At 74.7% G+C, this 6,945-nt stretch carries 8 protein-coding genes; 6 read left to right on the forward strand and 2 right to left on the reverse strand.

Annotation, left to right across the window (positions count from 1 at the left end; genetic code table 11):
* The first annotated feature begins 209 nt into the window (after positions 1–209).
* Together ACFVX9_RS37580 and ACFVX9_RS37585 are read left to right on the forward strand one after the other, a co-directional pair.
* Entirely contained in the window at positions 210–1,085 is an 876-nt protein-coding gene (locus ACFVX9_RS37580; RefSeq protein ID WP_350885688.1) for a GNAT family N-acetyltransferase, read from the forward strand.
* A 70-nt stretch (positions 1,086–1,155) separates the two neighbouring features.
* Entirely contained in the window at positions 1,156–1,707 is a 552-nt protein-coding gene (locus ACFVX9_RS37585; RefSeq protein ID WP_063347629.1) for a GNAT family N-acetyltransferase, read from the forward strand.
* A 20-nt stretch (positions 1,708–1,727) separates the two neighbouring features.
* Here ACFVX9_RS37585 and ACFVX9_RS37590 read toward each other — a convergent pair whose 3' ends face one another.
* Together ACFVX9_RS37590 and ACFVX9_RS37595 are read right to left on the reverse strand one after the other, a co-directional pair.
* On the reverse strand, positions 1,728–2,651 hold the full coding sequence (locus ACFVX9_RS37590; protein WP_387986531.1) for an aminoglycoside phosphotransferase family protein: 924 nt from the start codon (positions 2,649–2,651) through the stop codon (positions 1,728–1,730).
* An 87-nt stretch (positions 2,652–2,738) separates the two neighbouring features.
* The gene (locus tag ACFVX9_RS37595; RefSeq protein ID WP_387986539.1) at positions 2,739–3,290 is read right to left on the reverse strand and encodes a DUF4439 domain-containing protein; all 552 of its coding nucleotides are present in this window, start codon (positions 3,288–3,290) and stop codon (positions 2,739–2,741) included.
* Positions 3,291–4,147: 857 nt separating this feature from the next.
* Here ACFVX9_RS37595 and rimP point away from each other — a divergent pair.
* The 4 genes from rimP to ACFVX9_RS37615 all read left to right on the forward strand — a co-directional run.
* Positions 4,148–4,702 carry a ribosome maturation factor RimP gene (gene rimP, locus ACFVX9_RS37600; RefSeq protein ID WP_063347627.1) on the forward strand — a complete coding sequence of 185 codons (555 nt, stop codon included), beginning with the start codon at positions 4,148–4,150 and terminating at the stop codon, positions 4,700–4,702.
* A 57-nt stretch (positions 4,703–4,759) separates the two neighbouring features.
* Positions 4,760–5,770 carry a transcription termination factor NusA gene (nusA, locus tag ACFVX9_RS37605; RefSeq protein WP_063347626.1) on the forward strand — a complete coding sequence of 337 codons (1,011 nt, stop codon included), beginning with the start codon at positions 4,760–4,762 and terminating at the stop codon, positions 5,768–5,770.
* Positions 5,771–5,864: 94 nt separating this feature from the next.
* Positions 5,865–6,164: a YlxR family protein gene (locus ACFVX9_RS37610; RefSeq protein ID WP_079135592.1), complete on the forward strand. Its 300-nt coding sequence runs from the start codon at positions 5,865–5,867 to the stop codon at positions 6,162–6,164.
* 249 nt (positions 6,165–6,413) lie between these two features.
* A partial coding sequence (locus ACFVX9_RS37615; RefSeq protein ID WP_387986535.1) for a translation initiation factor IF-2 N-terminal domain-containing protein occupies positions 6,414–6,945 on the forward strand: 532 nt, incomplete at its 3' end.

Consider the following 6,945-nt stretch of genomic DNA (forward strand, 5'->3'; position numbering starts at 1 on the left):
GGGGGGGGGGGAGAGGGGCGGGGATGCCGGACAGCAGGATGCCGCCCGGGCCCGTGCGGGCATCGTCGGCGACGTCGTCACGCACCCCCCCCCCCCCCCCCGCGGCCGTAGTCGGGTGGGGCCACGGTCGTAGCCGGGTGGGGCCACGGAGTAGGGTGCGGCCAGATTCGTCTCAGTGAGGTGCTGTCTCGATGCTCGATCGAGGTGTGATGCTCCCCGGCTCGTTCCAGGCCGCCCGCGCCCTGGCCACCACCCGCGTGCTGGAGCCCCCCGACCTCGCGGACGCCTTGGAGATCCTCCACCGCGACCCGGTCGCCAACTCCTTCGTCGCCACCCGGGTCGAGGCCGTCGGCCTGGACCCCTGGCGGCTCGGCGGCGAGATGTGGGGCTGGTACGACGGGGACGGTGCCCTCGCCGCGCTCTGCTACGCCGGGGCCAACCTCGTCCTGGTCGACGCCGGGCCGGAGGCCGTCGCGGCCTTCGCCGAGCGGGCCCGTCGGCAGGGCCGCCGCTGCTCCTCGATCGTCGGCCCGGCCGGGGCCACCGCCGCCTTCTGGGCGCTGCTGGAGCGCAGTTGGGGCCCGGCCCGCGAAGTCCGCGCCCACCAGCCGCTGTTGGCCACCGCCGTGCCCTCCGCCGAGATCGCGCCGGACCCGCTGGTGCGGCGGGTGCGGCGGGAGGAGATCGACGCGCTGATGCCCGCCTGCGTGGCGATGTTCACCGAGGAGGTCGGGGTCTCCCCGCTGGCCGGCGACGGCGGCCTGCTCTACCAGGCCCGGGTCGCCGAACTCGTGTCCGCCGGGCGGTCGTTCGCGCGTTTCACCGAGGACGGCGAGGTCGTCTTCAAGGCCGAGATCGGCGCCGTCACCGAGGGCGCCTGCCAGGTCCAGGGCGTCTGGGTCGCCCCCGGGTACCGGGGCCGGGGCCTCTCCGAGACCGGCATGGCCGCCGTCCTCGACCTCGCGCTGCGCGAGATCGCCCCGGTGGTCTCGCTCTACGTCAACGACTTCAACCTGCGGGCCCGGGCCGCCTACCGGCGGGTCGGCTTCCGCGAGGTCGGCGCGTTCATGAGCGTGCTGTTCTGAGCCCGCCCCCCGGGAGTTCGGTTCCGATCTTCGCCCGCGCCGGCGGCCCACGGGTAGTAACGTCCGAGGCATGGATCAGCTGACCGGGGTGACGATCGAGGCCATCGACCTTGCGGCCTGGGCGCCGCAGGCGCTGGAGGTCCAGGCGGTGGCGTTCGGCCTGACGGCCGAGGAGGTCGCCGTCCGGCTGCACATCGTCGGCCGGCACGCCCACCAGCCCGGGGTGATCGCGCTCGGCGCGATGAGCGGCGGTCGGCTGGTCGGCTTCGGCTACGGGATGCCCAACCAGCGCGACCACTGGTGGAGCACGGTGATCGAGCCCTACCTGGACGCGCGCGGCCACGACGCCTGGCTGGACGACGTGTTCGCCGTCACCGAGCTGCACGTGCTGCCCGAGTACCAGGGCCAGGGCGTCGGCTCCCGGCTGATCCGCACCCTCTGCGAGCGCTCCGGGCTGGAGCGCAGCATCCTCTCCGCGATCGACGCGGAGACCCCCGCCCGGCGGCTCTACCGGGCGCTCGGCTACCAGGACCTCGCCCGTGCGGTGCGCTTTCCCGCCACGGACCGGCTGTACGCGGTGATGGGGGCCCGGCTTCCGCTGCGCGGGCCGGGCGAGGCGTAGGGCGTGCCCCGGGGCTCGCGCTACAGCGCCCCGGCGAACTCCAGGTAGAGCTCGGCGTCCTCCCTGCGGCCGGCCGCCAGGGCCCGCAGGGCGAGGTCGACGGCCCGGAACAGCGTCCAGCCGCGCAGCCGTTCCCGGTCCACCTCCAGCGCGTCCGCGAGCTGGTGCAGTCGGCGGCGGACGGCCGCGGCCACGCCGGGGGAGCCGACCAGGGTGTCCGCCCGGTCCAGCGCCAGCCGGGCCAGGTCGAAGGCGCGCTCGCCGGCCAGCGGGCGCGGGTCGATCGCCAGCCAGGGCGCCCGGTCGGCGGCGAGCACGTTGCCGTGGTGGAAGTCCCCGTGGAGCAGGAGGGTCTCGGCGGCGGAGCCGGCCAGGCCGTCGGCCGTGTCCAGCGCCTCGGCGATCAGGGGCTCGGCCTCGGCGGCTCCGGGCAGGGCGCGGTGCCCGCGCAGCCGTTCCGCGGTGTCGGCGGTCCGGGCCGCGAGGGTCGGGAACGGGTGGTCCTCGGGCAGGGCGCTCCAGAGCCGGTGCAGCAGGCTGGTCGCCTCCAGCATCGCCTTCGCCTCGGCGAGCGAGCGCAGCGGGATGTCCCCGTGCAGCCGCTCCAGCAGCAGGACGCCCTCGGCGGGGTCCGCGTCCAGCAGCAGGACGGCTCCGCGCCCGGCCCAGTGGGCGAGCGCCGCGTGCTCCAGCGCGGTCTCGGGGGTCCGCAGGCCGGTCTTGAGGACGGCGGGGGAGAGGTCGTCGCGGTGGACGTAGGCGACCAGGCTCAGGCTGCCGCCGGGGTCGAGCACCCGCTCCAGGGTGAGGTCCCAGCGCGCCAGGTGGGCGGCCACCCGCGCGGGCAGCCCGGCCAGCCACTGCCGGCCCGGTTCGCCCTCGCTCGTCGCGACGCCGCGCGCCAGCCAGGCGGGGACGGTGATCTGCGGTGCTGCTCCCGACATGCCGACCTTCCGGTTGACGCTCCCCCGTTGGTGTTACCCGTCCATTGTCGGCCATGAACGGGAAACCGCAGGTCAGCGCCGCGGGCCCTAGGGAATGGTGGCCGTGGGGGTGGGGAGGGGCTCGGGGATGCCGGGGAAGGCGGGGTCGGCCGCGCCCCAGCGGTGGGCGCGCAGGGCGCCGTCGCGCAGGGCGTCGGCGGCGGCGCCCCGCTGGGGGCCGGGGACGGCGGCGACCAGGTCGGCGTAGACGGTGGTGAGCCGGGTTTCGAGGTGGGCGGCGAGCTTGGTGGCGCCGGCCGCGTCGGTGACGGCGAACGGGAGCTGGTAGCCGGCGGCCGCGGCGGCCGGGGTGGCGCCGAGGGAACCGATCAGCCGCTGCCAGGCGTCCCGCCGGGCCTCGTGGGCGGCGTAGGCGGTGCGGGCGTCGGTGCGCTGCTGGTCCTCGGGGAGCCGGGCGCCGACCACGCCGTAGCCGTAGACGGCGGCGTGTTCGGCGCCGAGGGCGCCTTGGAGGGCGGTGACCGCTGCGGCGGCGACGGGGTCGGCCGACGGGCCGGCGGAGGGGGAGCCGGTGGGCTGGTCGCTCGGGGGCGCGGTCGGCGCCTCGGTGGGGGTGGCGGCCGGGGGCGGGGCGACCAGCGGGGTGGTGTCGCCGAGGGCGACGGCGTGCAGCACGTCGGAGGCGGCGACCGAGGCGAGCAGCCGGGCCAGCGGCGGCCGGGCTGCGGCCAGGTCGGCGAGGCGGGCCTGGGCGGTCTGCCGTTCGAGTGCGGCGAGCGCGGCGGGGGTGCCGACCGGCGTTCCGCTCGGTGTCCCGCTCGGGCTGGTCGAGGGCGTGGTGGAGGGCGCGGTGGGAGGCGTGGTGGAGGGCGTGGCCGGGGGCGCCGGGGGGATCGAGGCGGCCGGCAGCCCGTAGGCGAGGGCGGCGCGGTGCTGGGCCACCTCGGCCCGGAGCGGCTGCAGCACGGCGGCCTGGGCGCCGCCCGGGCCTGCGAGCAGGGCGTCGTAGCCGGCCAGCAGGGTGTCGGTGGCGGCGATGGAGCGCAGGATGACCGGTTCGTCCGGGTTCGGCAGCGGGCCGCGGTTGCCGGGCGCGGCGTCGTCGCCGCCGTGGGAGCCGGTGCAGGCGGTGAGGGTGGTGAGGGCGAGCAGCCCGAGAGCCAGGAGCGTGCGTCGGCTGGGCGGCTGCATGGGTGTCACTCCGGGGCGTGTGCGGGAGGGCGGCCTCCCCGCCTGCCCTTCGTAGGCGTGAATGATTACAGAATCCCCACGATTCCGGGCGCGGATTCGGATCTCGGGGCACTGCCGGGGCGGGTGTGAGCTTGCTCGCAGTGGGTGGCGTGCGCCCGGTCGGGGGTGGTCCGGAATCGGTGGTTCGCGGCTTCACCGGCTAGGCTTTGGGCCGAGCTGCCGTGACCCGGTGTGCGCCGGACCGGCGCCGGAGGGCGCGGAGCGACCTTCTGACAACAGCAGACGCGGCCGAGGAGTCCACCCGGATGAGCACCACCCACACCGACCGGCTGCGCGCGTTGCTGGAGCCGCTGGCCGTGCAGGCCGGTCTGGACCTGGAGGACGTCAAGGTCACCAAGGCCGGCAGCCGCCGCCAGGTGCAGATCGACGTCGACACCGACGGCGGCGTGGACATGGACGCCATCGCCGAGTTCAGCCGGGTGGTCGGTGAGGCTCTGGACGAGTCGGACCTGCTGGGCGACGAGCCCTACCTGCTGGAGGTCGGTTCGCCGGGCGCTGAGCGCTCGCTGGACCTGCCCCGGCACTGGCGTCGCGCGGAGGGCCGACTGGCCAAGATCCACCTGGTCGACGGCGGGGAGATCGTCGCCCGGGTGCTGGAGGCGGACGAGGACGGCGCGCTGGTCGAGGTGCAGCCGGTGAAGGGCCGTGGCCGTCCGAAGGAGCGCCGGCTGGCGTACGCCGAGGTGGATCGGGCGCGCGTGCAGGTCGAGTTCAACCGCAAGGACGACAAGCTCCTCGACGAGGCCGCGGACTACGCGGACGACGACGCCTCCGAGGAGGGGGACGACGGTGCGCTGTGACCTGCGCACCGCCCGGACCATGACGAACGTGACGAAAAAAGACGAGGAGGCGTAGCCGTGGACATCGACATGAGTGCCCTGCGCACGCTGGTCAACGAGAAGAACATCCCCTTCGACCTGCTGGTCGAGTCCATCGAGTCCGCCCTCCTCACCGCGTACCACCGCACCGAGGGCTCGCGCCGCCGCGCCCGGGTGCACCTGGACCGCAAGTCCGGCCACGTCACCGTGTGGGCGACGGAGGACCCGGCCGAGCTGGACGAGGGCGTCGAGCCCAAGGAGTTCGACGACACCCCGAACGGCTTCGGCCGGATCGCGTCCAGCATCGGCATCCAGGTGATGATGCAGCGTCTGCGCGACGCCGCCGACGACCAGACCTTCGGTGAGTACGCGGGCAAGGAGGGCGACATCGTCACCGGTGTCGTCCAGCAGGGCAACGACCCGAAGAACGTGCTGGTCGACATCGGCAAGCTGGAGGCCATCCTGCCGCCGCAGGAGCAGGTCCCGGGCGAGGACTACCGGCACGGCACCCGGCTGAAGTGCTACGTCGTGGCGGTGCGCCGCGGTGTGCGCGGGGCCTCGGTGACGCTGTCGCGGACGCACCCGAGCCTGGTGAAGAAGCTGTTCGCGCTGGAGGTCCCGGAGATCGCGGACGGCAGCGTGGAGATCGCGGCGATCGCCCGTGAGGCCGGCCACCGCACCAAGATCGCGGTCTGGTCGCGCCGGGCCGGGCTGAACGCCAAGGGCGCCTGCATCGGCCCGATGGGCAGCCGGGTGCGCGCGGTGATGGGCGAGCTGCACGGCGAGAAGATCGACATCGTCGACTGGTCGGAGGACCCCCGGGAGATGGTCGCCGCGGCGCTGTCCCCCGCACGGGTGACCAGCGTGGAGATCGTCGACCTGGCCCAGCGTTCCGCCCGGGTGATCGTGCCGGACTACCAGCTGTCGCTGGCGATCGGCAAGGAGGGGCAGAACGCCCGCCTCGCCGCCCGCCTCACCGGCTGGCGGATCGACATCCGTCCGGACACCGAGGGCCAGCCCGAGGACGGCGGTCGGGACACCGACCGCTGAGTGCGGCGCTGACCGGTCGTTCGCCCTGCCAAAGCCCCCCGTCGTTCCGCCCGGGATCGGTGGGGCGGCGCCATGTCCCTTCGGAGGGGTAGACTTGCCTTCGTCTGGCCGGACGCACGTCCGAGCACGCCCGGAACGCACCTGCGTGGGCTGCCGCAAGCGAGCGGCCAAGCACCAGCTGTTGCGTGTCACGGCGGTCGAGGGCGTCTGCGTCCCTGATCCCCGTGGTGCACTGCCGGGCCGGGGCGCTCACCTGCACCCCGATCCGGCCTGCCTCGACCTCGCGGTCCGCCGTCGGGCGTTTCCCCGGGCCTTCCGCCTCCAGGGGACGCTCGACACGGAGCGGCTCCGCGAGTTCATCGGGGAGCGGACCGTCGACACCCCGGCGCCCTGAGTCCATCAGGCCGCCCGGTGGGGCGACACCCGCTACGGCCGCCGCTCAGTGCGGCGGGAGAACCACCGCAACAAGCACGGTTCGCGGGCAGCCGCGTGCTGTGCCACCAGTCAGGTACCTCGCGATGTGGAAGTAGGTCGAGATTGCGATGAGCTCTCGATGAGTACGCGATGAGTACGCGATGGGTACGCCCATGAAGTAGCGACGGTCCGGCGGACGAGACACCCCGGACTCATAGACAGGAGTGAAGTGGCTAAGGTCCGGGTTTACGAACTCGCCAAGGAACTTGGCTTGGAGAGCAAGGCCGTCATGGCCAAGCTCACCGAGCTCGGTGAGTTCGTCCGTTCGGCGTCCTCGACGATTGAGGCGCCGGTCGTACGAAAGCTGACTGACGCGCTTGGTGTGGCCCCCACCGGTGGTGGTTCCGCTGCCAAGCCGGGCCCGCGCAAGAGCGCGGCGCCCCAGCCCGCGGGTGGCTCCGCCGCCGCGGGTGCACCCAAGCCGGGTGCTCCGACCCCGGGTCCGCGCCCCAGCGCGACCCCTGGTCCCCGTCCCACCCCGGCCGCGGCCCCTGCGGCCGAGGCCGCGCCCGCCGCCCCGGCGGCCCCCGCCGCCGCCAAGCCGGCGGGTGGCCCGACCCCGGGCCCGCGCCCGGCGGCGCGTCCCGCCGCTCCGGCGGCCCCGGGGAGTCCCCCGGCACAACCCCTCCCCCCCCCCCCCTACCAGGCAACCACCAACCCCGAACCTCAAAACACTCCAATACCGGAGGACCCAACAACAC

It is taken from the genome of Kitasatospora sp. NPDC058243, from assembly GCF_042882025.1.
Lineage (GTDB): Bacteria > Actinomycetota > Actinomycetes > Streptomycetales > Streptomycetaceae > Kitasatospora.

What these genes read in the sequence shown, in the direction of transcription:
- ACFVX9_RS37585 (WP_063347629.1), top strand. Translation starts at nt 1,156, where the DNA reads ATGGATCAGCTGACCGGGGTGACGATCGAGGCCATCGACCTTGCGGCC.
- ACFVX9_RS37580 (WP_350885688.1), top strand. Translation starts at nt 210, where the DNA reads ATGCTCCCCGGCTCGTTCCAGGCCGCCCGCGCCCTGGCCACCACCCGC.
- rimP (WP_063347627.1), top strand. Translation starts at nt 4,148, where the DNA reads ATGAGCACCACCCACACCGACCGGCTGCGCGCGTTGCTGGAGCCGCTG.
- ACFVX9_RS37590 (WP_387986531.1), bottom strand. Translation starts at nt 2,651, where the DNA reads ATGTCGGGAGCAGCACCGCAGATCACCGTCCCCGCCTGGCTGGCGCGC.